Origin of the sequence: Streptomyces sp. NPDC088261, from assembly GCF_044740805.1 — a bacterium.
Classification (GTDB): domain Bacteria; phylum Actinomycetota; class Actinomycetes; order Streptomycetales; family Streptomycetaceae; genus Streptomyces.
In genome coordinates this window covers 33,673-59,686 of record NZ_JBIURL010000008.1, presented here as the reverse complement: position 1 = coordinate 59,686, position 26,014 = coordinate 33,673, and the positions used below count along the sequence as shown (strand labels likewise).

General features: G+C 73.7%; 16 protein-coding genes. 6 read left to right on the top strand and 10 right to left on the bottom strand.

Going from position 1 to position 26,014, the window contains the following annotated elements; translation table 11 throughout:
* Nucleotides 1-40 precede the first annotated feature (40 nt).
* The 3 genes from ACIODU_RS17370 to ACIODU_RS17360 all read left to right on the top strand — a co-directional run bounded on the left by ACIODU_RS17370 (nt 41) and on the right by ACIODU_RS17360 (nt 3,663).
* Nucleotides 41-1,009, top strand: a complete 969-nt coding sequence (locus tag ACIODU_RS17370; protein WP_401768350.1) for a LysR family transcriptional regulator — start codon at nt 41-43, stop codon at nt 1,007-1,009.
* A gap of 102 nt (nt 1,010-1,111) precedes the next feature.
* Complete coding sequence (locus ACIODU_RS17365; RefSeq protein WP_161310431.1) at nt 1,112-2,272, top strand: NAD-dependent formate dehydrogenase; 1,161 nt, start codon at nt 1,112-1,114, stop codon at nt 2,270-2,272.
* Nucleotides 2,273-2,622: 350 nt separating this feature from the next.
* Nucleotides 2,623-3,663 (top strand): phosphatidylinositol-specific phospholipase C domain-containing protein, encoded by a 1,041-nt coding sequence (locus ACIODU_RS17360; RefSeq protein WP_401768348.1) that lies wholly within the window; start codon nt 2,623-2,625, stop codon nt 3,661-3,663.
* Between the two features lie 114 nt (nt 3,664-3,777).
* On the opposite strand, the gene ACIODU_RS17355 is transcribed toward ACIODU_RS17360, so the two are convergent.
* Nucleotides 3,778-5,337 (bottom strand): ATP-dependent DNA ligase, encoded by a 1,560-nt coding sequence (locus ACIODU_RS17355; RefSeq protein ID WP_401768346.1) that lies wholly within the window; start codon nt 5,335-5,337, stop codon nt 3,778-3,780.
* A gap of 317 nt (nt 5,338-5,654) precedes the next feature.
* Between ACIODU_RS17355 and ACIODU_RS17350 the strand changes: the two genes are divergently transcribed.
* Both ACIODU_RS17350 and ACIODU_RS17345 read left to right on the top strand, forming a co-directional pair.
* Nucleotides 5,655-7,949, top strand: a complete 2,295-nt coding sequence (locus ACIODU_RS17350) for a tetratricopeptide repeat protein (RefSeq protein WP_401768344.1) — start codon at nt 5,655-5,657, stop codon at nt 7,947-7,949.
* 87 nt (nt 7,950-8,036) lie between these two features.
* Complete coding sequence (locus tag ACIODU_RS17345; protein WP_401768342.1) at nt 8,037-8,699, top strand: O-methyltransferase; 663 nt, start codon at nt 8,037-8,039, stop codon at nt 8,697-8,699.
* On the opposite strand, the gene ACIODU_RS17340 is transcribed toward ACIODU_RS17345, so the two are convergent.
* Genes ACIODU_RS17340 through ACIODU_RS17300 form a run of 9 tightly spaced genes read right to left on the bottom strand, consistent with a single transcriptional unit; the run spans nt 8,677 to nt 23,978 of the window.
* Nucleotides 8,677-9,795 carry an HAD-IIIC family phosphatase gene (locus tag ACIODU_RS17340; protein ID WP_401768340.1) on the bottom strand — a complete coding sequence of 373 codons (1,119 nt, stop codon included), beginning with the start codon at nt 9,793-9,795 and terminating at the stop codon, nt 8,677-8,679. The genes ACIODU_RS17345 and ACIODU_RS17340 overlap by 23 nt on opposite strands.
* Before the next feature lie 58 nt (nt 9,796-9,853).
* Complete coding sequence (locus ACIODU_RS17335) at nt 9,854-10,960, bottom strand: acyl-CoA dehydrogenase family protein (protein ID WP_401768338.1); 1,107 nt, start codon at nt 10,958-10,960, stop codon at nt 9,854-9,856.
* Nucleotides 10,953-11,258, bottom strand: coding sequence for an acyl carrier protein (locus tag ACIODU_RS17330; RefSeq protein WP_401768336.1), 306 nt, complete (start codon nt 11,256-11,258; stop codon nt 10,953-10,955). Before ACIODU_RS17330 ends, ACIODU_RS17335 begins: the two co-directional genes overlap by 8 nt.
* Nucleotides 11,255-12,148 (bottom strand): 3-hydroxyacyl-CoA dehydrogenase family protein, encoded by an 894-nt coding sequence (locus ACIODU_RS17325; RefSeq protein ID WP_401768334.1) that lies wholly within the window; start codon nt 12,146-12,148, stop codon nt 11,255-11,257. Before ACIODU_RS17325 ends, ACIODU_RS17330 begins: the two co-directional genes overlap by 4 nt.
* Before the next feature lie 39 nt (nt 12,149-12,187).
* A complete protein-coding gene (locus ACIODU_RS17320; protein ID WP_401768332.1) occupies nt 12,188-13,297 on the bottom strand; it encodes a Rieske 2Fe-2S domain-containing protein in 1,110 nt (369 codons plus the stop codon).
* A 4-nt stretch (nt 13,298-13,301) separates the two neighbouring features.
* Nucleotides 13,302-14,816, bottom strand: a complete 1,515-nt coding sequence (locus tag ACIODU_RS17315) for a cytochrome P450 (RefSeq protein WP_401768330.1) — start codon at nt 14,814-14,816, stop codon at nt 13,302-13,304.
* The gene (locus ACIODU_RS17310; protein WP_401768328.1) at nt 14,809-15,855 is read right to left on the bottom strand and encodes a 3-oxoacyl-[acyl-carrier-protein] synthase III C-terminal domain-containing protein; all 1,047 of its coding nucleotides are present in this window, start codon (nt 15,853-15,855) and stop codon (nt 14,809-14,811) included. The genes ACIODU_RS17315 and ACIODU_RS17310 overlap by 8 nt, the downstream gene beginning before the upstream one ends.
* Before the next feature lie 51 nt (nt 15,856-15,906).
* On the bottom strand, nt 15,907-22,539 hold the full coding sequence (locus tag ACIODU_RS17305; RefSeq protein WP_401768326.1) for an SDR family oxidoreductase: 6,633 nt from the start codon (nt 22,537-22,539) through the stop codon (nt 15,907-15,909).
* Nucleotides 22,536-23,978, bottom strand: coding sequence for an acyltransferase domain-containing protein (locus ACIODU_RS17300; RefSeq protein WP_401768324.1), 1,443 nt, complete (start codon nt 23,976-23,978; stop codon nt 22,536-22,538). Before ACIODU_RS17300 ends, ACIODU_RS17305 begins: the two co-directional genes overlap by 4 nt.
* A 424-nt stretch (nt 23,979-24,402) precedes the next feature.
* Here ACIODU_RS17300 and ACIODU_RS17295 point away from each other — a divergent pair, with 424 nt between their 5' ends.
* Nucleotides 24,403-25,935 carry a phytoene desaturase family protein gene (locus ACIODU_RS17295; protein ID WP_401768322.1) on the top strand — a complete coding sequence of 511 codons (1,533 nt, stop codon included), beginning with the start codon at nt 24,403-24,405 and terminating at the stop codon, nt 25,933-25,935.
* The last annotated feature ends 79 nt before the right edge of the window (nt 25,936-26,014 follow it).

The window sequence follows — 26,014 nt, the reverse complement described above, 5'->3', positions numbered from 1 at the left end:
TGGCAGGGTGGAGGGGCGGAAGAGAGCAGGGGAGCACACGATGTTGCTGCGACAACTGGAGTATCTGGTCGCCCTCGCACGGGAACGGCACTTCGCCCGCGCGGCGGCGTCCTGCTACGTGTCCCAGCCGTCGCTCTCCGCGGCGATCCGCAAACTCGAACGCGAGCTGGACGTCCCCATCGTCCGGCGCGGCCGCCGCTTCGAAGGACTGACGCCCGAGGGCGAGCGGGTCCTCCTCTGGGCCCACCGGATCCTCGCCGAGCGCGACGCGCTGCGCCACGAACTGTCCGCGATGCACGGCGGCCTGGCCGGCACCCTGCGCATGGGCGCCATCCCCACCGCGCTCACCGCCGCCTCCCTGCTCACCACCCCGTTCGTCGAACGGCACCCGCAGGCCCGCGTCTCGCTCGACTCCCTCTCCTCCCGGGACATCAACCAGCGGCTCGCCGAGTTCGAACTCGACATCGCCGTCACGTACTTGGACGACGACAGCCTCTCCCACGTCCGCAGGACCCCGCTGTACGAGGAGCGTTACCTCCTCCTCACCCCGCAGGACGGCCCCATGGCCGGACAGGATGTCGTGCGGTGGGCCCAGATCGCCGCGCTGCCGCTGTGCCTCCTCTCCCCCCAGATGCGCAACCGCCGCATCATGGACGAGTACTTCGCCGCCGACGGCGCGCCCGACGTGACGCCCGCCATCGAGACGGATTCCGTGGCCGCGCTCTACGCGCACCTGACGGCGGGTCACTGGTCCAGCGTCATCTCGCACGCCTGGCTGCACATGTTCGGCGTGCCCGACGGCATGCGCGTGGTGCCCCTGGAGAGGCCCGCGCACGGCCCGCGCGTCGGCCTGGTCATCGCCGACCGCACGCCCGAACCGGTCCTGGCCAGGGCCTTGTTGCAGATCGCCAGGGAAGCGGGTGTACGGGAAGCGCTCGACGGTCTCCTGGACACCTACCTGCGCCCGGCGGGACCACCGGCCGACGGGCCGCGCCGCGACCGCGGATAGCCGTTGCCTATCCCGGCATAGACACTTTCGCTTTGCCGTCGTCGCTGGTCAGGAGGATGCTCTTAGACATCTTCCCGCACCGAACGATGAGGAGCCGCCATCATGGCAAAGGTGCTGTGTGTGCTGTACGACGACCCGATCGACGGGTACCCGAAGACGTACGCGCGTGACGACATCCCGAAGATCGAGAGCTACCCCGGCGGTCAGACGGCGCCCACTCCTCAGGGAATCGACTTCACCCCCGGTCACCTCCTCGGCAGTGTCTCCGGCGAACTGGGCCTGCGCGGCTACCTGGAGTCCCAGGGCCACACCCTGGTCGTCACCTCCGACAAGGACCGCGACGGTTCGGTCTTCGACCAGGAGCTCGTCGACGCGGACATCGTCATCTCGCAGCCGTTCTGGCCGGCGTACCTGACGGCCGAGCGCATCGCGAAGGCCAAGAACCTGAAGCTCGCCATCACGGCCGGCATCGGTTCCGACCACGTCGACCTCGACGCGGCCATCGCCAAGGGTGTGACCGTCGCCGAGGTCACGTACTGCAACAGCATCAGCGTCGCCGAGCACGTCGTGATGATGACGCTGGGCCTGGTACGCAACTACCTGCCGTCCAACAAGATCGTGCTGGACGGCGGCTGGAACATCGCCGACGCCGTCGCCCGCTCGTACGACCTGGAGGGCATGCAGGTCGGCACCGTCGCCGCCGGCCGCATCGGCCTCGCGGTGCTGCGCCGCCTCGCCCCCTTCGACGTCGGCCTGCACTACACCGACCGCCACCGTCTCCCGGAGGCCGTCGAGCAGGAGCTGAACCTGACCTGGCACGAGAGCGCCGAGGCCATGGTCCCGCACTGCGACGTCGTCACCATCAACGCGCCCCTTCACCCGGAGACCGAGGGCCTGTTCGGCGACGAGCTGCTCTCCAAGATGAAGCGCGGCACGTACCTCATCAACACCGCGCGGGCGAAGATCACCGACCGCGACGCGATCGTACGCGCCCTGGAGAGCGGCCAGCTCGCCGGCTACGCGGGCGACGTGTGGTACCCGCAGCCCGCCCCGGCCGACCACCCCTGGCGGACCATGCCGAACCACGGCATGACCCCGCACATCTCGGGCTCCTCGCTCTCCGCCCAGGCCCGCTACGCCGCGGGTACGCGCGAGATCCTGGAGAACTTCTTCGCGGGCACGCCCCAGCGCGACGAGTACCTGATCGTCGACGGCGGCGCCCTCGCCGGTGTGGGAGCGCACTCCTACTCCGTCAAGAAGTAGGTCCTCCCCGGAGACACCCTCCTTGGAGCAAGTCCTCCAAGGAGGTGTGGACATGACGAAGCGTCAGCATGCCGCCCGCCCCTTCGCACGAGTGGCGGTCGCGCGTGACCGGCTCTTCGTACAGCTGAACTTCCGCGTACAGCTGAGCTCGAACCCCGCTACCCCGGCCGCGCCCTCGGTCGGGGCAGCGGCGTGTGGGGCCCCGGCCGAGGGCGCGGTGTGTTGGTCTCCCGCGCGTCGCCCGGGTGATCGCAGCCGTAAGCTCGCGTCCCCCCGTACGTCACTGAACTCCCCTACGCTCCTCCTCGGTTGACATGCCCCACACATGCGCTCCAGGAGGATCAGGGACTATGGCAAAGCTCCTTCGTACGACGGTGGCCGCCGGCGCCGTCGCGCTGCTCGCCCTCGTCACCACCTCGGCCCAGGCGGCCGACACCGGTCAGCTGCCGTACTCCTCCACCACCGGGGTCGGTGTGCACAACGCCTACGTCAAGACGACGTTCCCGTACTTCGCCGACGCCCTGGACTCGGGCGCGGGGATGCTCGAACTCGACGTGTGGACCAACGTGTTCGGTGCCTCCTGGCGCGTGTCGCACGACAGCCCGGTCAGCAACAACAACTGCGCGAACGCCACCACCGTCGCGCAGCTGCGGACCAACACCCAGAACCGCGACCTGGGCGGCTGCCTCACCGACCTCAGAACGTGGCACAACGCCAACCCCGGCCACCGCCCCATCGTCCTCAAGGTCGAGATGAAGGACGGCTTCCTGGGCTCGGCGGGCCGCGGCCCCGCCGCCTTCGACGCGCTCGTCAGCAGCAAGCTCGGCGACGCCGTCTACCGCCCGGGCGACCTGGTCGGCAGCCGCGCCACTCTCGACGAGGCGTCCCAGGCCGGCGCCTGGCCCACCCGCGCGCAGCTGGCGGGCAAGTTCATCATCGAGCTGATCCCCGGCACGGTCGAGGAGCAGAACCCCTTCGACACGCTGTGGACCGACCGGGAGTACGCCACCCACCTCCGCGACCTCAAGGCGGCCGGCCGGCTGGGCGAGGCCACGGCCTTCCCCGCCGTGCACAACGTCGCGGCCGGCGACCCGCGCACCCGCTACGCGGACGCCTCGATCCGCCCGTGGTTCGTCTTCTTCGACGGTGACGCCTCCGCGTGGGTCGCGGGCGGCATCGACACCGCCTGGTACAACCAGCGCCACTACTTCGTCCTGATGACGGACGCCCACAACGTGGCGCCCGCCATCGACGGCTCCAACCCCACCGAGCAGCAGGCCCGGGATCGGCTGTCCCTGCTGGCGGGTAAGAACGCCAGCCTGATCTCCGCGGACTGGCGCTCGCTTCCGACGGTTCTCTCGTCGGTCGTCCCGCGCGGCACCGCTCAGTAGCCGCGCGGCCCGGGACCGGCCGTCACCGGTCCCGGGCCCTCACTCTCCCCGGCCGGCCGCTCGTGGACCGGCGGACCGCTCACCCCGGCCGGCCCCTCGTCGCCGGCGGACCGCTCATTCGTGGCTGTGGGCGGCCAGCACGGTCTCCACCGTGTCGGCGTCCGCCGCCCGCTTGTCCTCGCGGTACCGGACCACCCGCGCGAACCGCAGCGTCACCCCCGCCGGATAGCGGGACGACCGCTGGAGCCCGTCGTACGCGATCTCGACGACCAGCTCGGGCCGTACGGTCACGGTGAAGCCGTCGTCCCGCACCGCCAGCTCGCGCAGCCGGCCGGTCTGCCACTCCAGCATCACGTCCGTCAGCCCCTTGAACGTCTTGCCGAGCATGACGAACGACCCGTCCTCCCGGCGCGCCCCCAGGTGCAGGTTCGACAGCTTCCCGGTGCGCCGGCCGTGCCCCCACTCGGCGGCCAGCACGACGAGGTCCAGCGTGTGGACCGGCTTGACCTTCACCCACCCCGCCCCACGCCTGCCCGCGCTGTACGGGGTGTCCAGCGCCTTCACCACAACCCCCTCGTGGCCCCGCGCCATGGTGTCCGCCAGGAACGCCTCGGCGTCCCCGGCCCGCGCCTGCGCGGTGTCCCCGCCGCGCCCCTCCGTACCCGGCACCACGATCCTCCGTACCCGCATCGGCTCGGGGACCAGCCGCGCCAGCGCCTCGTGGCGTTCCGCGAACGTCAGGTCGAGGAGATCCTCGCCGTCGAGCGACAGGATGTCGAAGAAGACGGGGGAGACCGGCACCGCCGTCGCCGCGGTCGCCACGTCCGTCCGTGACCCGACCCGGCTCGCGATCTCCTGGAACGGCCGGGGCCTGCCCCGCTCGTCCAGCGCGATGACCTCCCCGTCCAGCACAAAACCGTCGCCGTCCAGCGTGGCCGCGATGTCCACCACCTCGGGCAGCCGGTCGGTGATGTCGTCGAGCGTGCGGGTGAAGATCCGTACCGTCCCGCCGTCGCGGTGCACCTGCACCCGGATCCCGTCCAGCTTCTCCTCCACGGCGCACGCCCCGAACCGGCCGATCGCCTCGGCCACGTCCGCCGCGCTCTGCGCCAGCATCGGCAGCACCGGCCGGCCCACGGTCAGCAGGAACTCCTCCAGCACGTGCGGGCCCTCCGCCAGCAGCCGCTCCGCCACGTGCTGGAGCGAACCGGCCAGCATCACGGCCCGCCGCACGGCGCCCGCCGCCGCGCCCGAGGTCTCGGCCAGCGCCTCCACGGCGACCGCGTCCAGCGCGCCCTGCCGTACCTCGCCGGAGATCAGCCCCACGAGGAAGCGCTGCTCCTCCCCGGTGGCCGCCCCCAGCAGCTCCTGCACCAGCCGCCGCCGCTCGGCCTGCGAGCCGGGCCCGGACACGGCCGCGAGGGCGGTGAAGGTGTCGTCGACGTGGTGGACGGTGAGGGTGGCCCGGCCGGCCGGCGGCGGCGGGTCCTTGAGCGCGTTCCAGCCGATCCCGATCCGGCCCTGGGGGAGCCGTCCGGCCAGGTAGGGGATGACGACGGGCACGTCCTGGGGACCGGCCGTACGGAAGAGTCCGGCCAGCAGGGAGATCTTCCGGGAGCGCGCCGAGGTCTCGGCGACCTCCCGGGAGACGCGGGCGAGCGGTGCCAGCAGCATGCTGCCATCGTGCTACGCCGAGCGCGCGTCCGCCCGGCGAAACGGAAGGCGCCGTCCTCCGGGCCGCCCCGGATTCTCCGTGACCGGCCGGCGGACCGAGGCGATCGGCCCGCGGGACGCCGTGATCGGCCGGCGCGACGCCGTGATCAGTCTGCGCGACCTCGTGATCGGCCCGCGCGACGTTGTGGTCGGCGCGCGGGGCGGCGTGACACGGTTCCGTCACACGGCCCGTCCCCGTACACACCACTCGGCCGGGCGGCCATACTGGGGTACGGGCCGGGGAGGGCGCGGCGAGGCGACGGGGGCGACAGCACGCGATGGCGGACACCAGGCTGATCCAGGGCCGGTACCGGCTGCTCGAACTGATCGGGCGCGGGGGCATGGGCGAGGTGTGGCGCGCGCGTGACGAGTCGCTCGGGCGGCGCGTCGCGGTCAAGTGCCTCAAGCCGGTGGGTCCCCCGCAGGGCGACGCCGCCGGGCGGGTCATGCGCGAGCGGTTCCGGCGCGAGGCCAGGGTCGCGGCGGCGCTCCAGCACCGCGGGGTCACGGTCGTCCACGACTTCGGTGAACACGACGGTGTGCTCTACCTGGTGATGGAGCTGCTGGAGGGCCGGGACCTGGGCCAGCTCCTGGAGGACAACAAGCGCGGTCCGCTGCCGGTGGCCGAGGTCGTCGACATCGCGGAGCAGGTCGCGGACGCCCTCGCGTACACTCATGAACAGGGCATCATCCACCGCGACTTGAAGCCCGCGAACATCATGCGGCTCACCGACGGCACGGTGAAGATCTGCGACTTCGGCATTGCCAGGCTGGGCCGCGACCTCGAACAGACCTCCCAACTCACCGGTACGGGCGTCGCGATGGGGACGCCGCACTACATGTCGCCGGAGCAGATCGGCGCGGGCGACATAGACCACCGCTCCGACCTGTACTCGCTGGGCTGTGTGCTGTACGAACTCGCCACGGGGGCACCGCCGTTCGACCTGGAGGACGCCTGGTCGGTGCTCGTTGGGCACCGGGACACCGTGCCCGAGCCGCCGCGCGCGCACCGGCCCGAACTGCCCGTGTTCTTCGAGCGGATCGTCCTCGACCTGCTGGCGAAGACCCCGGACGAACGGCCGGCGGACGCGGGCGACCTGCGGCGGCGGCTCGGCGCGGGAAGCGGCGGACAGGGCCTCGCGGTGGCGTACGCACCGGGCGCCGGGCACGACCGCGGACGGGGGCGGCACAGCCTCGGGTACGGGACGGGTCAGGCGTACGACTCCGGCCCCCGGCTCCCCGGCGAGGCCCCGCTGCCGTCCTGGACCCGGGGCATGACCACCGGGCACAAGGCGACCGGGACGACCGTCCTGCCGTCGCCGCTGCCCGACCCCACGACCCTGACCGGCGGATGGACCGGCCCGGCCGGCCCGCACCCCGCGCTCCTCACCGGCCGGACGTACGAGCCCCACGCCCTGGGCCCGTCGCCCGAGCGCCTCGCCGTCCTGGCCGGCCGCCACGACGCCGGGGTGCGCCTGGGCCGCGCGGGCCGCTGGGCGGAGGCCGAGGAGACCCACCGCGACGTCGCCGCCGAACGCGCCCAGGCCCTCGGGCCCGACCACCCCGACACCCTCGCCAGCCGGTACGAGATCGGGCTCGCCCTGAGCGGTACGGGACGCACTGCGGAGGCGCTGCGCGAGTTCGGGAGTGTCACGGAGGGCCGCGAGCGCGCGCTCGGCCCCGACCATCCCGACACCCTCGCGGCGCGCCAGGAGACGGCGTACGCGCTGGGGCGGCTCGGCCGGCACTTCGAGGCCCACGACCTGTACGCCTCGGTGCTCGCCGCCCACGAACGCGCGAAGGGCGACGAGCACCCGGACACCCTGCGGTGCCGTCACCACCTGGCGGGCAACCTGAGCAGGCTGGGCCGGCTGGAGGACGCGTACCAGCTCGCCAGGGAGGTGGTACGGGTCCGGGCCCGCGTCCTCGGCACCACGCACCCCGACACGCTCGCCACGCGCTGCGAAGTGGCCCGCACCCTGGGGCTGTTGGGGCGCTGGGCGGAAGCGCTCGGCAGCTACCGCGAGGTCGAGGCGGCGCGGGCGCGGGCCCTCGGTCCCGACCACGCGGACACCCTCGCGGCGCGCTACGAGGTCGGCATCTGCCTGGGCCGCCTCGGGCGCGACACGGAGGCGCTGGCGCTCTACCGCGCGCTGGTGGACGACCTCAGGCGGGTGAGCGGCGGGGCCGACCCGGAGACGCTGCGGGCGCGGCACGGCGTCGGGGTGAACCTCGGGCGGCTCGCGCGCTGGGAGGAGGCGCTGCGGGAGGCCCGGGAGGTCTGGGCGATCCGCGAGCGGGTCCTCGGCCCCGACCACCCCGACACGCTGGTGAGCCGCCGGGAGGTCGCCGTCGGCCTGGGCTGGCTGGGTCGCTGGGAGGACGCGCTGGCCGGTTACCGTCAGGTCGCCGTCGCCCGGGAACGCGTCCTGGGCGCGTCCCACCCGGACACCCTGACCAGCCGCGGCGACGAGGCGCACTGCCTGGAACAGCTGGGCAGGAACGCCGAGGCGGCGGAGCTGTACCGCCGTGTGGCCGTCCTGCGCGGCGAACGCCTGGACCCCCGCGCGTGAACCGGGAGGCGGGGGGCGCGTATCACCCCGCGGTGGTGCGAAAACGCGCCATTGAATCGCGGTGGATGACCCTCTACGGTTTTTGACATGGCGAATCAGATCGCGGCCGGTCCTGATCTCCTTGCCTATGTGCGGGAATTCTCGCTCAGGGAGGACGAGATCCTGCGCGAGCTGCGCCGTACGACCGCGGAGCTGCCCGCCGGTGAAGCGATGCAGGTCATGGCCGAGGAGGGACAGTTCCTCGCGTTCCTGGTCGCGGCGACCGGGGTCACGGACGTGCTGGAGATCGGCACCTTCACCGGATACAGCACGCTGTGCATGGCGCGCGCCCTTCCGCCGCACGGCCGGCTGGTCACCTGTGACATCAGTGAAAGGTGGCCCGAGATCGGTGCCGCGTATTGGCGGCGGGCGGGAATGTCCGGGCGCATCGATGTGCGTATCGGTGACGCGGCGAAAACGCTGGAGGACATGCTCGCCGACGGTTTGTCCGGCCGCTTCGGCCTGGTTTTCATCGACGCCGACAAAGCGAATTATCCGCGGTACTACGAACTGGCCCTGCGGCTCGTGCGGCCGGGCGGGCTCGTGGTGGTGGACAACACGCTCTTCTTCGGCCGGGTCATCGACCTCCTCGCCGTGGACGCGGACACCGCCGGTGTCCGCGAGCTGAACGCCAGGATCCGGGACGACCGGCGGGTGGACCTCTGCATGCTCCCGATGGCGGACGGCATCACTCTCGTCCGCCGGAGGTGACCGCCGCCCCGCCGCCGAGGTCCGGAGCGATCAGCCGGACCGTCGTGGGGGCGTCCCGCCGCTCCGGGACGAGGTGCAGCAGCTGGACGTCCGCGCCGGGAGCGTCCGGGACCGCGCCCCGGCAGTCACACGGCCGCTCGTCGAAACCCGCGAACCGGTAGGCGATCTCCATCATCCGGTTGCGGTCGGTGGCCCGGAAGTCCGCCAGCAGGTGGACACCGGCCCGGGCGGCCTGGTCCGCCAGCCAGTTCAGGATGACCGTGCCGGTGCCGAACGCCACCACCCGGCACGAGGTGGCGAGCAGCTTGAGGTGCCACGCCTCCGCGTACTTCCTGAGCAGCAGCACACCCACCGCGCCGTGCGGCCCGAAGCGGTCGGAGACCGTCGTGACCAGGACCTCGTAGCCGGGCCGGGCGAGGAGGGGGCGCAGCACGGCGTCCGGGTAGTGGACCCCGGTCGCGTTCATCTGGCTGGTGCGCAGCGTCAGTTCCTCGACCCGTGACAGCTCGTCCTCCGTGGCCCGCCCGATGCGCGTCACCAGGTCCAGCGAGCGGAGGAAGTCGTCGTGCGAGCCGGTGAACCGGGCCTGTTCCTCCGTGCGCCGGAAGCCGGCCTGGTACCTCTTCCTCCGCTCTCGCGCGTCGGCGGTCACCCGCCCCGGGCTGAACTCGGGCAGGCCGAGCAGCGTCGCGGCGTCCTCCGCCCGGTAGCAGCGCACCTCCGGGAGGTGGTGGGCGACCTCCGCCCGCTCCGCCGGCTGGTCGTCGATGAAGGCGACGGTGCCGGGGGCGAAGTCCAGCCGGTCGGTGATACGGCGGACGGCGTCGGACTTGCGCCCCCAGCCGATCTCCGGCACGACGAAGTAGCCGGCGACGCCGAGCGCCTCCAGCCGGGCCCAGGCGAGGTCGTGGTCGTTCCTGCTGCACACCGACTGGAGCACGCCGCGCGCGTCCAGCCCGGCGACCACCGCGCGGACCGCTTCGGACAGGACGACCTCCTCGTCCTCCAGCAGCGTGCCCTGCCACAGTGTGTTGTCGAGATCCCAGACCAGGCACTTCACGGCCACGGGCGGGACCGCCGGGGCGGTGTCGCTCAACTTCGGCTCCCTTTGCGGAGGTTACGGGTGAGGTCGCCGGGCGAGATCACGGCCGGGATCACGGCCGGCCGAGCGCGTGGTCGGCGAGGATCAGCTGGCACATCTCGTTGCTGCCCTCGATGATTTCCATCAGCTTGGCGTCGCGGTACGCCCGCGCGACGGCGTGCCCGTCCCGGGCCCCTGCCGACGCGAGCACCTGGACGGCCGCCGCCGCGCCCCTGGCCGCGTGCCCGGCGCTGACGTACTTCGCCAGCACGACGGCGGTGACCAGGTCGGCGGCTTTCTCGTCCCAGCGACGGCTGGCGTACTCGCAGGCCCGGGTGGCGACCTGCTCGGCGGCCCACAGGTCGGCCAGGTGCCGGGCGACGAGCTGGTGGCGCCCCAGCGCCCGGCCGAACTGCTGCCGGGACCGGGCGTGGCCGACGGCCGCCGCCACGCAGGCCCGCAGGATCCCCACACACCCCCAGGCGACGGAGATCCGGCCGTAGGCCAGAGCCGTCGTCACGAGCAGGGGCAGCGGCTGCCGCCCGCCACCGAGCAGGCTGCCGGGCGGCAGCCGCACCGCGTCGAACCGGACGTCCGCGTGCCCGGCCGCCCGGCAGCCCAGGGGATCGGCGACCCGCCGCACCGTGACCCCCGGGGCGGTCCTGGGCACCACCGCCACCGCAGCCCCCTCGTCCATCCGCGCGACGACCAGGAAGAGATCGGCGTACTCCGCCGCGGTCACCCACGACTTGCGGCCGGTCAGCGACAGGCCGTCCCCGTCGGCGGTGACCGTGGTCGCGACGGCCGACAGGTCACTGCCCGCCTCCGGTTCGCTGAAGGCCACCGCCGCCGTGCCGCCCGAGGCCAGCCGCGGCAGCAGGTCCGCCGCCTGCGCCGGGTCACCGAGCCGCTCGACGGCCCACGCGGCCATGCCCTGCGAGGTCATGACGCTCCGCAGCGAACCGCACAGACTGCCCACGTGGGCGGTGAACTCGCCGCTGTCCGCGCTGCTCCACCCCGGTCCGCCGTACCGCGCCGGGACCTGCGCGGTGAGGTGCCCGGCCGCCCCCAGTTTCCGTACGACGTCCTCGGGCAGCCGGCCCGCCCTGTCCCAGCCGGACGCCCGGTCGCCGACCAGCCCGGTGACCGCCGAGGCCGCCGCGGCGACGGCTTCACGCACCGGGGCCGCCGGGGGCCGGCCGCTGCCGGAGCCGTTCGACCAGCGCGGACATCCGGAGCACCGTACGGAAGTTCTCCATCCGCAGGTCGCCGCCGCGGATGGAGACGCCGTACGTCCTCTCCAGGTGCACCACCATCTCCATGGCGAAGAGCGAGGACAGCCCACCGGAGCCGAAGACGTCCGTGTCGGCCGTCCAGGCCCGCCCCGTACGGTTCGCCAGGAACCGCAGCAGGTCCGCCTGGACGACGCCGGGGTCGCCGACGGGTTCCGGCGCCTGCCGGTCGGATGACGTGGTCATGCTTGTTCTCCCTCATACTCGTAGAAGCCGCGCCCGCTCTTGCGGCCGAGGTGGCCGGCCCGCACCATCTCCAGCAGCAGGTCGCAGGGGCGGCACCCTTCGTCGCCGGTCCTGCGGTGCAGCACCCACAGCGAGTCGGCCAGGTTGTCCAGCCCGATGAGGTCGGCGGTGCGCAGCGGGCCCGTCGGATGACCGAGGCACCCCTGCATGAGCCGGTCGACCGACTCGGCGCTCGCCGTCCCCGCCGCCACCACCCGGACCGCGTCGTTGATCATGGGGTGCAGGATCCGGCTGGTGACAAAACCGGGCGCGTCGTTGACCACGATCGGCTGCCTGCCCAGCGCCGCGAGCAGGGCCCGCAGCGCGTCCAGGGTCGCCTCGCCGGTGTGCGTACCCCGGATGACCTCGACCGTCCGGATCAGGTAGGGCGGGTTCATGAAGTGGGTGCCGATCAGATCCCCCGGCCGTACGGTCGCCCGGGCCAGCTCGTCGATGGGGATCGCCGACGTGTTCGAGATGATCGGCGTGCCCGGCGCGACCAGCGCGGACACGTCCCCGAGGACCTTCGCCTTGGCGTCGGCGTCCTCCGTGACCGCCTCGATCACCGCGGTGGGGGCCATGTCGCCGCCCGTCACCAGGTCGGCGAGCGACAGGCCCGTGACCAGGGCGCCGGGAACGGCCCCGTCCGGCAGCGCGCCCAACAGCCGCGCCGTCCGCACCAGGTGACCGATCCGCGCCGGAGCGTCGGCCAGCCGGCGCCGGTCCAGGTCGACCAGCGACACCGCCATCCCGTGCCCGACCGCCAGCGCGGCGATGCCCGACCCCATCACCCCGGCTCCCAGCACCGCCAGTCGCGGCCCGGCGCCGGGCGTACCGCTCTCCGCTGTCATGTCGCCTCTCCTTCGGTCCCCGCCCGTCGTCGCCGGCACTCACTCCTCCGCGCGGCTCATCTCGGTCAGGGCGGGTCGCGGGGCCGCCGAGCCGTCCGTGGCTTCCGTGTAGAACTGCCTCGCCCACTGCCGGTACCGGCCGATCGGACCGTCGCCCTGGGCGAGCTTCGGCCGCTCGACGTGCTCCTGGTGGTGCCACATCAGCAGGTCGGCGCCGGTGTCGACGCGCGCCACCCGCTGGAGGACCGTGCTGAGGAGCCGGGCGGCGGGCATCGCCGCCGCGCGCCCGATCCGCTCCGGCACCCCGGGGACGCCCGTCAGCTCCAGCTTCGTACCGAACCGGAGCTGGATGCGTCCCGGGCCGGTCGCCGTCGCGTGGAGCATCACGTAGAGGTGGCCCGCGCCCCGGGGCAGGGCCGTCTGCGCCGCGATGGTGGCCAGCCCGATCACCGTGAGCGAGTACGACTGGCGGAACCCGCGCATCATCGTGCCGCGCGCCGTCGCGGTGACCGTACTGACCGGTTCCCCGGCCACCGGTACGCCCTCGATGTCGAGGCCCTTGAGACCGTGCAGGGCCGGCAGGTGCCCCCAGTCGAACGCGTTCTCGATGACGTCCTGCGGGTGACCGGCGAGGTCGAAGGTGTCGTGGCTGAACGGCTGCCGGTCGTCCAGGGGGAGGACCGGGACCTCCCACCGCGGGGGCAGCCCGAGGGCGTGCCACCACACGTAGACCGCGCCGTTGGCCTCGCACACCGGGTACTGCGCCAGTGACGCCTTCGGCGGCGGCCTGTCGTACCCCGTACGCACACAGGCACCGGCCGGGTCGAACGCGAAGCGGTGGAAGGGGCAGACGAGGTTCTCGCCCTCGACCGACCCGCCGACACCCAGATGCGCGCCCAGGTGGGGGCAGCGGGGCCGGACGGCCCGCAGCACGCCCCTGGCCGTCCGGTACAGGACGACCTCCGCGCCCGCGAGCGGACGGGTGACGACGGACCCGCGCCGCACCTCGTCGGTGAAGGCCAGGCAGAACCAGCCGTCCGGGTAGGGAAGGTACGGCGCGCGCAGGGTGTCGGCCGGGGCCGCGCCGGGCACGCCGACCCGCCGGGCGGAGAGAAGCCGCTTCACCAGCGGCTTCAGGTGAGGCTTCACGGCATCACTCCTGGTGGGGCACCGGGCAGGCGGTGACGCCCGGCTGCGTGGACGGCGGGGCCGAGGGCTGACCGGACGCCGGGGCGGGCGGCTGCGTGGACGGCTGTGCGGACGGCTGCTCGGAGACCGGGCGCGGTACGGCCGTACGGAGTCCGGCCCCGCCTCCCGCCGGCCGCTCACCCAGCCGCAGACTCAGCCCGCGCGAACTCAGGCTGGTCTCCACCTTCGGCCGGAACGGCTCCTCGCCGACCGGCGACACCTCCCAGCGGGCGACGATCGCGGTGAGCGCCAGGATCGCCTCGCTCAGCGCGAACTGGTCCCCGATGCACTTGCGGGCACCGGCGCCGAACGGGATGTAGGCAGCCCGGTCGGGCGGGGCCCCGAGCCAGCGGTCCGGGTCGAACCGGTCGGGATCGGCGTAGAGGTCGGCCCTGCGGTGCAGGAGGTACGGGCTCAGCACGATGGTGCTGCCGCCCTTGAGCCGTACCCCGCCGAGTTCGGCGTCCTCCCTCAGGACGCGGGTCATCATCCAGGCGGGCGGATACAGCCGCAGCGCCTCGGTCACCACGCGGGTGGCCAGCCCGAGCGAGGGCAGGTGCGCGGGATCGAGCCTCTCCCCGTTCAGTACGGTGTCGGTCTCGGCCTGGAGGCGCTGCTGGACGTCCGGGTGCGTGGCCAGCAGGTGCAGCGCCCAGGCCAGGGTGATGGCCGTGGTCTCCATCCCGCCGAGGAAGAACGTGAGGGCCTCGTCCGCCAGTTCGGCGTCGCTCAGCTGCTTCTGGCCGTCCTGGCTCTCCTCGTCGACCGCCGCGACCAGCGTGGAGAGCAGGTCGGCGTGGTCGGTCGGATCCGCGCGCCGCTCGGCGATGATCTCCGAGATGGTGGCCGCCAGCCGCTCACGGGCCCGGTCGTACCGGCGTTTCTGCCGGGTCGGCACCCGGCGCAGCAGAGCGGGCGTCATCATCCGGCGGAAGAACGCGCTGACGATGGTGGCGGTGTCGGCCAGGGCCTGCCGCATGGTCTCCGCCGGCAGCGCACCGCTGAAGATCGTCTCCATCGTGCCCCGCGTCGTCAGCGTCATCATCTCCTGGGTGATGTCCAGGACGTCGCCGTCGCGCCAGGTTCCCGTCTTCAGTTCGGCCGCCCTCGCGAACACCGCCCCGTACCCGGGCAGCCGGGAGGGGTGGAACGCCGGCTGGCACAGCCGCCGTTGCCGCCGGTGCAGGGGGTACGCGCAGGTGGACAGGCCGTCGCCGATGACCTCGCGGATCCGGTCGTAGATCGGGCCGCCCTTGTCGAAGACGCGGTCGTTCAGGAACACCTGACGGGTCAGGGCCGGATCGCAGATCATCACGGCGGTGCTGGGGCCCAGCCGGACCCGGACCATCTGCCGGTACCCGGACAGCGACATGACGAACGCCAGCGGATCGCGGAGCAGGGGCAGCGCGTGGCCCAGCAGCGGCAGGGCCCGCGGAGCGAGCGGGACGGACGCGGCGGTCGCCGTACTCGTGTCAGCCATGGACAACTTCCTTCTGTCGGTGAGTGACCGGCCGTCGGCGAGCGACCGGCCGCCGCGCCGACGGATCGCGGGTGATCTCCAGCAGCGCCGTGGTCCACCGGAAACCGACCCCGAAACTGACGACGAGGACCCGGTCACCGGCTCGTAACGTGCCGGTACGGAACGACCGGTCGAGGGCGAGCAGGATGTCGGACGGACCGGCGTGCCCGAGATGCCGGCCGTAGGTCCAACTGGTGTCGTCGGCACGGAGACCGAGCGGTGACCCGCTGAGCAGCAGGTCGAGCACGACCGACCCGATCGCGATGGGCACCACGTGCGAGACGTCCGCCGCCTTCAGCCCGGCCTCGTCGAGAACGGTCTCGACGCAGCGGTGGGTCGCCCGTCGCAGTACGTCGATGTGGGGCAGGAACCCGGTCTCCTCGACGGGGAACCGCCGGGCGGCGCCGGTGTACCCCTGCCGGGCCCTGGTCTGCGCCTCCAGTTGCGGTTCCGTGGCGTGGGCGGTCGCCACGAGGCGGGCGAAACCCGTCCCCCGGGTGAGGACGGCGGCGGCGCCCGCGTCCCCCGCCACATAACCCAACTCCCTCGCATAGCCCCACCGTTCGTCCGGGAACCGGACACCGGTCGTGACCAGCGCGGCCTTCGCGTCCGGCCGGGCGGTGAGGTGTTCGGCGGCGGTGACGAGCGCGGCGGCCCCGCCGTCACTGGCGCCACCGACCTCGATCCAGGCGGTGTCCCGCCCCCCGAGCACCCGCGTCAGATAGGCCGCGGGCGTGTAGTGGTCCCCGTCCTGGAACCCGGCGTGCGCGAGCAGGCTCAGGTCGGCACCGACGACGTCCGCGTGGCGCAGCGCCTTGAGCGCCGCCCGGGCCGCCATCTGCGTCGCCGTGCTGTCCGTCGAGACGGCGGCCGAGGTGAATCCGTTGAGCGCCAGCAGGGAGGGAGGCCCGGTGGCCGGGCCGTCCCACGGGTCCTGTTCGGGCTTGACGGGCGGTACCCAGGCACCCGTCCCGGCGATCGTGATGTCCTGCCACAACACTGCTGTCTCCTCGGTCGTCACAGAAGGGGTCGTCACAGAAGGGGCGGCTTGTCACAGAAGGGGCGACCGGGGAACGCGGGCGCCGGGCCTGAGCACCTCCCCGCTGTGGTCCGGCGCGTGCGCGCCGACCCCGGTGATCCGGGCCAGCACCCGGCCGTCGCCGGTCACGGCGGTCAGGGCCCCGGTGGCGAAGTCGTGGTGCAGGCGGATCACCGGGTTCTCCGCGCTGAGCCGGCAGTCGTCGCCCGGCCCGCCGAGATCGACCTCGTCGAGACCGGCCATCGGGCCGAACGGGGGCGGGCGCTCACCGCGCGGCGGCAGCAGCAACAGCTGCGCCATCGCGTCCAGCAGGAGCGCCGGTACGGTCATCCCCGCCAGGGCCGGGGCCCAGGCGGCGTGGTCGAGTGCGAACCCGGCGCTGCTCCCGTCCGGCCCGAGGGCGTAGTCGCGGGTGCCGGCGAACGGGCCGGTGAGCGAGATCGGCGGGTCGGGGGAGTAGACCGGCATCGCGAAATCCGGTTCGGGTTCGTAGGACGAGGAGTCGGGGGGCCGGGGGAGCGTACGGAAGCGGTCCGCCAGCACGACCGTCGTCTCGCACAGCAGGTCGTCGAAGCGCAGTACCTTGCCGTTCCTGCCCAGGCGGTGGGCGGTCATCCTGACGGCCACCTCGGCGCGGTCCCGGCCCCGGCTCGTGACCCGGGCCTCCACCGCGACGGTGCGCGGCGGCCCGGCGAGCCTGACCGTGACCGACGTGCGGCAGACGAGGCCGCGGAACCCGGTGACCACGAGGCCGGGGCAGAGGGGCGCGGCCGCGGCGGCCGCGGCCTCCAGGACGAACGTGCCCGGCAGGGTGTACTCCCCGTTGACCCGGTGGTGGCGCATCCACCGGCCGTCCCGCTCGGCCAGGGTGCGCGGGTCCCAGGTCTTGGTGTAGACGGCCCAGGTGTCGCCCCGGTGCAGGACACCGTCGAGCAGCGGTGTGGTCAGCGCCGGATCCGGCGGGGCGGGCGGCGGCGCGTCCGGGGCCGGTACGGGGGGCTCGGCGGTGGAACCGTACGTGCTGATCCCGCGCCGGGCCAGCAGGACCCGTTCCTCCTCGCGGATGAAGAACACCACCCCGCCGGCCGGCGGCCGGGCCAGGGCGGAGAGGAACTGCGCGCGGCCCTGCGCGGTGCTGATGTACGCGTCCATCCGGTTGCGTTCGAGAGTCTCCCGCATGGTGGCGCTGCTGGCGACGCCGACCTCCCGCCAGCCGCTCCAGAGGATCGCGAACTCCTGGTGGCCGTCCGGGCCGTGGCGCTGGGCCCAGGCGCTCGCGTACGCCAGGTACTCGTTGACGGCGCAGTAGTCGGGGTCACCGGGCGCGGGAGCGAGGGTCGCCAGGGTGCTGAAGTTGCACCAGATCCGGGGCGGCCGCCCGGCCAGGGCCCGTTTGAGGTTGCGGTAGCCGGCCGCCTTGGTGGCCCGGACCGCCCGGAAGTCGGCCAGGGTCTTGGCGTGCAGCGCCCGCGAACGCAGATCGAGGACGGTGTTGACGAGCAGGTCGATCCGTCCGTGCCGGTCGAGGACCTCGTGGACGACGGCGGCGGTGCCCACGGCGTCGAGGACGTCGCACACCCGGTGGTGGACCCGGTCCGGGCCGCACAGCTCCGTCAGCCGTTCCACCGTACGGCGCACGTCCAGGCGCGCCTGGGCCTTCTCGTACGTGGCCCGCAGCTCACCCACCGACGCGCCGGGGCGTTCGCGGCGTTCGGCGGCGATGAACGCGGCCTGGGGCGGCAGCGCGTCGCCGCTCTCCGCCGGCGGGGTGCGGCCCACGACGTACAGGTGGGGCCGGTCGGTGGTGCGCGCGAGCGCCTGGAGGAGTTCGGGGGTGATCCCCCGGGCGCCGCCGAAGGCGACCACGACCGCGCCGGGCGGCAGCGGGGCGTCCCCCTCCGGGGGCGGCGCCGTGTCGTCGTCGGCGACGGCGAGCGTGGACCAGGCACCGCCGCGACACGCCAGCGTGTGGGCCGGCGCCTCGGCGGCGCCCGCCCGCGCCAGCTGTTCGAGGGCGGTCGCCGCGTCCGGCGCGTCGGTGAGCAGGAGCACCCCGCCGCACTGCGGGACCTCGGCGCGTACGGAGCGGACGAGGCCGGAGAACAGTCCGCTCAGCGGGGGTGGCAGGTCGTCCGGCAGCTCCCCGAGCAGGACCCCGCCGAGCGAGCCGCCGGAGCGCAGTGCGGGCAGCGCCGCCTGGAGTGTGGTGAACGTGAGGTCCTGGAGCTCTTCCATCCGGAGGGCGTCGGCGTCGTCGCTCCCGCTGCCGGGGGCGGGCAGCCGGGACAGGAGCCGGATGTGGCGGGGGACGAACGGCAGGCCGGCCAGGGCGCGGGGGGCCTCCTCGGCCGGGACGTGGGTGGCGGCCGTGCACCCCGGCCGGGGTGACCAGACGGCGACGTCCCGGCCGGTGACCGCCGCGGCGAGATCCGGCACGTCGGTGAGCACGACGGTGCCCGGCGACAGCGACGGCGCGGCCGGGCCTCCCCGGGGCGGGGGCGCTGGCACGGAGACGAGACGAAAGGTCTGCCGACGGCCGGCGAACGCCCCGGAGGGCCCGGGCGCGCTGTGTCCGGCCCCGGTCCGGTCGGGTGAGCCGCGTTGTGCCCTGGTCAGGTCAGGTGCGCCGCGTTCGGGCGCGGTCGGGTCGGGTTCAACGCGTTCCGCCACGGTCCGGGCGGGGTCGGGGCGTTGGGCCGCCGTCCGGTCGGGTGCGCAGCCCTCCGCCAGGGTCCGGTTGGGTGAGCCGCGTTGTGCCCTGGTCAGGTCAGGTGCGCCGCGTTCGGGCGCGGTCGGGTCGGGTTCAACGCGTTCCGGCACGGTCCGGGCGGGGTCGGGGCGTTGGGCCACTGTGCGGGCGGGGGCGCGGCCTTCCGCCACGGTCCCGTCGAGGCCGGGGCGTTGGGCCACCGTGCGGTCGGAGGCGCTGTGTTTGGGCGCGGTCGGGGTGGGGTCACCGCGTTCCGCCACGGTCCGGTCGGGGTCGCTCTGTTCGGGTGCGGGCCGGTCAGGAGTGAGGTCGCCCGGTTCCGTTCGGTCGGCAGCCAGGTCTCCGGACCCGTTGCGTAACGGCTCCGCCTCCTCCCGGTCCTGGCCGCGGTGAGGCGGGCCGGTCGGCCGGGTGAACCGGATCGGTGGCGAGCCGGGGGCGGCCGGCGTCACGACGGTGTCCGTTCCGGTGACGACGGCCCGGACGACCGTCAGCAGGGCGTCCAGCGACAGGTACGTGTGTCCCGCGCCCGCCAGCACGGGAAGGGAGTGCGCGGGCGCGCCCGCGGACCCGGAACCGGAACCCGCGCCCGCGCCCGCGCCGTCGAGCGCGGTCGAGAGCGTCCCGAGCACGGGCAGGTGGTGCTCCAGCGCGGTGGAGAGCCGCGTGACCGCCAGGACGGCGGCGCCCTCCGCGATGGTCCGGCCCTCCGGCACCAGCCCGGCGAGGTGCCGGTCCCAGCCGCTGATCGGCCGCAGGCACACCGCCCCGACGAGCGCGAGGTCGCAGGCCCGGTGCCGGAGCTGACGCAGCGCCAGGTCGACCGCCGTGTGCGCGGAGTCCCGCTGGGCGTAGAGGCTGGTCCCCATGCCCCGGAAGTCGTAGTAGTTGGCGGCCCGGCCCGACAGGATGCAGGAGACCGCCCCGGTGAAGTCGTCCTCGTTCAGGCCGCCGGGGATCACCCCCTCGGACGCGGCCATCCCCTTCGCGAGGTATTCGCGCAGCTTCTCCGCCTGCGCGGGGTCGGGCAGGAGGTCGAACGCGGAGGCGCACTCGGCGGCGTGCACCCGCAGCGCGGCCCGCGTGTTGTGCGTGGTCGGCAGTGTCGCTCCCACCATCACCGCCGTGGTGGGCCGCAGGCCGGTGCCCGCCTCGCCGAGATCGTCCAGCAGCGGGCGGAGGGCCTGGAGCACCATCAGGTGGGCGGCGTCCATGTGCCGCATCGTCAGCGGCGGGATGCGCACCTCACGCGGGGACGGCAAGGGGTACGGCGTACCGAAGCCGGCCTCCGGGAATGGGCCGTCACCCCGCAGCCAGGCGGGCACCCGGGCGCGGTCCAGACCGGGCAGGTGGGTGTTCCACCCCACGACGACCAGGTCCTCCGTGCCGGCGGCCGCGTCACCGCCCTGTCTCCGCGCGGGGGCCGCCGCCGGCACCCGGTCGGACAGGACCACGTGCGCGTCGGCCCCTCCGAGGCCGAACGACGACACCCCGACCACCCGGGGCCGCGCGTCGTCCGCCGGCCAGGGCGCGTCCTCGACGGGTACGGTCAACCGCGCGCCGTCCTCCAGCAGGGGATGCGGATCGGTGACCACGGGCTGGCCGGGGACCGCCCCGCGATCGAGAGCGACGAGCGCGTGCGCGACCGAGACCAGGCCCGCCAGCACACCGGTGTGCCCGAAGACCTGCTTGTTCGACGTCAGCAGGCACGCCCGCCGCCGGGGCCCCAACCGGGAGAGCAGCGAGCGCAGTTCGATCTCGTCGCCCACCGGCGTACCGGTGCCGTGGGCCACGACCCAGTCCACGTCGTCGGCCTCGACGCCCGCGTCGGCCCAGGCCCGGGAGATCGCCAGTTCCTGCCCCCGGGTGGCCGGGGCGTGGATGCCCTTGCCCCGGCCGTCGGCGGCGAGCCCGGTGCCCCGTACGACACCGAGGATCCGGTCGCCGTCCGCCACGGCGCGCGCGTACGACTTCAGGGCGAGCGTGACGGCGCCCTCGCCGATGATGGTCCCGTCGGCCGCCCGGTCGAAGGGGCGGATCCGGCCGCTCATGGAGATGCCCTGGGCCCGGCAGAAGAGGGTGAACCCGATCGGCTCGATGATCGATGTACCCCCGACGAGCGCCACGTCGCAGGAGCCCTCGCGCAGGGCCTTGACCGCCGCGTCCAGGGCGAACAGCCCGCTGGCGCAAGCTGCGTCGAGGGTCAGGTGCTGCGCCTCGGCGGGGATCAGGCCGCGCAGCGCGTTGCGGGAGACGGACGCGGGCAGGTAGTCCCGCGGGTTGCCGCCGTCGCCCCCGTAGTGCGCGCCGATGGCGTGGTCGGCCAGCTCGGCCAGCCACTCGCCGTCCCCGCCGGCGGGGATCGCCTCGCGCACCATGCGCCGGTACTCGTCCCCGAGCACGACCCCCTGGGGGCCGAGCCCCGTCTGGTCGTGGATGCCGGTGGTCGCGGCGAGCCAGCGGTCCGCCGGGCGCGTCCGTACCCCGGCCAGGGCCTGGACGGCGCAGTGCCGCAGCCAGCGCGTGGTGCGCGGCCACCCGGGGTGGCCGGCGTTCCCGTCCGGTTCGGTGAGCGAGGCGGGGTCGGGGACGAAGTCGTGGAGGTACCCGGCCTCGCGGACGTAGAAGGCGTCGGTGTCCTCGCGGGTGGGTGCCCAGAAGTGCTTGAGGTCGAAGGCGGACGGTTCGCTGGAGATCAGGGCGCCCTCCCGCAACCGGTCCCAGAACTCCGCCGTGTTGTTCGCGCCGGGCAGGGCCAGTCCGAGCCCGACCACCGCGACGGCTCCGGGATCGTGCTCCGGCGCCCGGTCCGGTTCCGGCTCCGGGGACGTGATGGTTGCGGGTGCCGCTGCCGGTGCAGGAGTGGGCGCGGACGCGGCTGCCGACGTCGGCGCCGGGCCGGGCGCCGCATAGGCGGCCACCGGTCGTTCGGGCGCGGGCAGATCCACCGCGGGCGGAGTACTCACCACGGGCGGTGCGGTCACCACGGGCGGTGCGGTCACCGAGGCGGCCGGGACCGGCCGGCGCCGGGCGGGCACGGTCACCCGGTCCGCCAGCCTGCTGTGCAGCCGCAGGCCCTGCATCCCGCCGATGCTGATGCCCCCGTCGGCGACGACGGTCTGCCCGGTGATGAAAGCGGTGTCCTCGTGGAGCAGGTGGACGATCAGCCTGGCCGCCTCGGGCGTCGAGAGCGTACGGCTCATCAGCTCGCTGTTCTCGGCCGGGCCGCCCGGCACCGCCGCGGGGCCGTCCAGATTGACGAGGATCTCGCTCACGACGGAGCCCAGCAGTACGGTGTTGACCCGGATGCCCTCGCCGACCAGTTCGAGCGCCAGGTAGCGGACCAGCGACTCCAGGGCCGCCTTGGTGACCCCGCCGGGGCCGTACCCCTGAACCGGCTGGCGCGCCCCGACGCTGGACAGGCAGAGGATGCTCGCGCCCCTCCTGCCCGCCATCAGCTCGGCCGCGCGGCGCGAACAGTGGTAGGCCCCCATCACATTGGTGGACCACGCCCGTTGCCAGTAGGTGTCGTCGACGTCGAACAGGGGCAGGAACGCCCCGCCCGCCGCGTTGTTGATCAGGAAGTCCAGGCCGCCGTGCCGCTCCTGGATCAGATCGAACATCCGGTCGATCTCGCTCGTCTTGGCCACCGAGGCACGGATGAACTCGCAGCTGTGACCGGCTTCTTCCAGTTCCGTACGCAGCGACTCCGCCTGCTCCACCGAGTGGAAGTAGTTGACGATCACGTGGGCGCCGCTCCCCGCCAGGCGGCGGACGATGTCCGCGCCCAGGCTCTTCGCGGCGCCGGTGACGAGGGCGACCCGGCCCCGCAGGCTGTCGGTGGAGGGCGCGGCGGAGGTCGCGGTGGGGGCCAGGGTGGCGGCCGGAGGGGAGGCCGGGGGAGACAGCGGGCTGGAGGTCGGGGCGGAGGTCACAGCCCGGCCGCCTCTCTCCGGGCCCGCACGACGGCCTCCGCGATGCGGCGCAGCGTGCCCAGGGTCAGCAGCGAGGAGTTCGCCCGCAGACCGGGCAGGTCGTACCGGTCGGACACCCGCCCGAGCAGGGCGACCTGCTTGAGCGACTCCACCCCCAGCTCCGACTCCAGGCCGTCGTCCTCCCCGAGCAGATCCGGCGGATAGCCGAGGAAATCGCCGTACAGCATCCGCAACTCCGCCAGCACCGTGGAGTACTCCAGTCCGGCGGACGCGGGAGCGGGAGCGGAAGTGGGCGCGGATGGTACGGGGACGGGCTCGACGGGGGCCGGGGAGGACACCGGCGCCCTGGGCGTCGGTACGACGGCCTGGTACGACAGCGCTGCGCCGGGGAGCGACGGAGCCGGTCCGGCGGCCGTGAGCACGCCCACCCGCTCGGCGGCGGCGGGTTCCCCGCCCGACGGCACCGGCAGGCGCGCGCGGAACGGGCCCCCGCCCCCGTCGGGCTCGGCGGCCAGCGCCCGGACGGCTGCGATCGGATCACTCTCGCTCAGCGGTACGACACACCGCACGCCCGGGATCGACGCCTCGACGAACTTGGTGACGACGGGCCACTCCCCGCACTCCACGAAGACGTCGGCGCCCGCCGCGTGCAGGTCACGGATCGTGTGCAGCATCCGGACCCGGGCGGTGAGCGCCCCGGCCACCAGGTCGACCGGGTCGTCGTCGCCGACGTCCCGCCCCAGCCACGGGGAGCACACCCGCCGGCGCCCGGCACCGTACGGAACCCGCGGAGCGGTCGCCCGCAGGTCCCGCGCGGCCTGCGCCATGGCGGGCGTGTGGGTCGGGTGCGGGACGTCCAGGCGGAAGCTCGGCCAGCCGAGCGCGTCGGCGACCCGCTCCACGTGCTCGATCAGCGCTTCCGGGCCGCTGATGACGCTCTGACGGGGGGCGTTCTCGCAGGCGAGGACGAGGTCGGGGTGGCCGGCCAGGCCGGCGAGCGACTCCGCCCTGCGGCCGTCCACGCCGACCGCGAGCATCTTTCCCTGCCAGCCCTGCCGGGTCAGCACCTGCGACCGGGCCACGGCCAGGCGCACGGCGTCCTCCACGGACAGGTGTCCCGCGGCGGCCAGGGCCCACAGTTCACCGATGCTCTGCCCGACGATCGCGACGGGCCGGATGCCCTCGGCGATCAGCATGTCGTGCGTCGCGATACTGACGGCGAAGATCTCCAGGTATTGCACCTCGGGCCCGCGCCGGTCGCTCGTCCCGTTGTCCTTGATCAACCGGGTGCTGATGTCGGGCAGTCCCGCTTCCCGGGCCGCCTTGTCGATACGGGACAGCGTTTCGCGCACTGTCGCATAGCGGTCGTGCAGATCGCCCAGGACGCCCCCGCGGGGGGCCGCGACCGTGCCGGGCACGACAAAGACTGAATCCACCACGTGCCTCACTCTTTCCGAACGGCGGGTCCGGAGAATGCGACCCTGGTTTCTCCTTATTGATTGCCATTCCCTCAATTGCGCAATCCCGGACACGCGCCTCGGATCCGGCCTAAATTCACGAGGGCTGTTATGTGCCAGTCATGCCCACTGCTTTTCGGTACGTGTCCACTGCCCCCGAAAAAATGTGAGGTTGGTCCGCAATTATCCATTTTGATCCGCCTGTAATGGGGGTGTTCGGGCCGGATTCTCACCCCCACCGCGACGGAAATTCGTGGCCGGGACCGATAAGGCGATGAGTCGCGCTGCACAAGAATTCATTAAAGTAATGAGCGTATTGTGTGTCACCGGGGGAGTGGCGGTACGGCCCGGCCGGGAGGTCGGCCGGGGCCCTGGCCCCGCGGTCGTCCGCGTGTTACCAAGAGCCATGCCCGCACTCGCGTCGTACGACGTCGTCATCGTGGGCGGTGGCCACAACGGACTGGTCGCCGCCGCCTACCTCGCCCGCGCCGGCCGCTCCGTCCTCGTGCTGGAACGCCTGGGGAACACCGGCGGCGCCGCCGTCTCCACGCGCCCCTTCGCCGGGGTGGACGCCCGCCTCTCCCGCTACTCCTACCTGGTCTCCCTGCTGCCGGACAAGATCGTCCGGGAGCTGGGGCTGCGCTTCGCCGTCCGCAAACGCACTGTTTCCTCGTACACCCCGAAGGGCGACAGCGGTCTGCTGGTGGGCGAGGGGCGCACCCGCGTGTCCCTCGCCGCGCTCACCGGCGGCGACGCCGAGTACGCCGCCTGGCAGGAGTTCTACGGCATGACGGCGCGGCTCGCCCGGCGCGTCTTCCCGACGCTCACCGAGCCGCTGCCCTCCCGCGAGGAGCTGCGCGCGCGGATCGACGACAAGACGGCCTGGCGCGCGCTGTTCGAGGAGCCCGTGGGCGTCGCGATCGAGGAGCGGTTCTCCGACGACCTCGTCCGGGGCGTGGTGCTGACCGACGCGCTGATCGGGACCTTCGCCGACGCCCACGACCCCTCCCTCGTCCAGAACCGCTGCTTCCTCTACCACGTGATCGGCGGCGGCACCGGCGACTGGGACGTGCCCGTCGGCGGGATGGGCGCCCTCACCGACGCGCTGGCCGCCGCCGCGCGGACCGCCGGCGCCGAGATCCTCACGGGCCACGAGGCGACCCGGATCGACACCGACGGGACGCGCGCCGAGGTCGCGTACCGTACGGACGACGGCGACGGTACGGTCGCGGCCGCCCAGGTCCTCGTGAACGCCTCGCCGCAGGCCCTCGCCGCGCTCCTCGGCGAGGAACCGCCCCCGCCCGCCGAAGGCGCCCAGCTCAAGGTCAACATGCTGCTGCGCAGGCTGCCGCGCCTCCGCGACGCGTCCGTGGACCCGCGCGAGGCGTTCGCCGGGACCTTCCACATCGCCGAGGGATACGGGCAGTTGGCGACGGCGTACCAGGAGGCCGCCTCAGGCCGGACGCCCGCCGCGCCGCCGTCCGAGATCTACTGCCACTCGCTGACCGACCCGTCCATCCTCGGCCCGGGCCTCGCGGCGGCCGGGTTCCAGACCCTGACCCTGTTCGGACTGCACACCCCCGCGCGGCTGTTCGCGGACGACAACGACGCCGTAGGCGCGGAGCTGCTCGCCGCCACCCTCGCCCAGCTCGACGCGCACCTCGCGGAGCCGATCGCCGACTGCCTCGCCGTGGACGAGGACGGGCGTCCCTGTATCGAGGCGAAGACCCCGCTCGACCTGGAACGCGAACTGCGGCTCCCCGGCGGCCACATCTTCCACCGGGACCTCTCCTTCCCCTACGCGGAGGCCGGCGGCGGCCGCTGGGGCGTGGAGACCGCGCACGCGAACGTGCTGCTGTGCGGGGCGGGCGCAGTCCGGGGCGGCGGAGTCAGCGGCGTCCCCGGCCACAACGCCGCGATGGCGGCGCTGGGCAGGTAGGGGCCCGGCGCCCGGGGGGTCGGGGTCGGCGCGCGGTGGGTGGGGGCGGGGCGGTCGTACGAGTGGGCCGGGCGCGGTC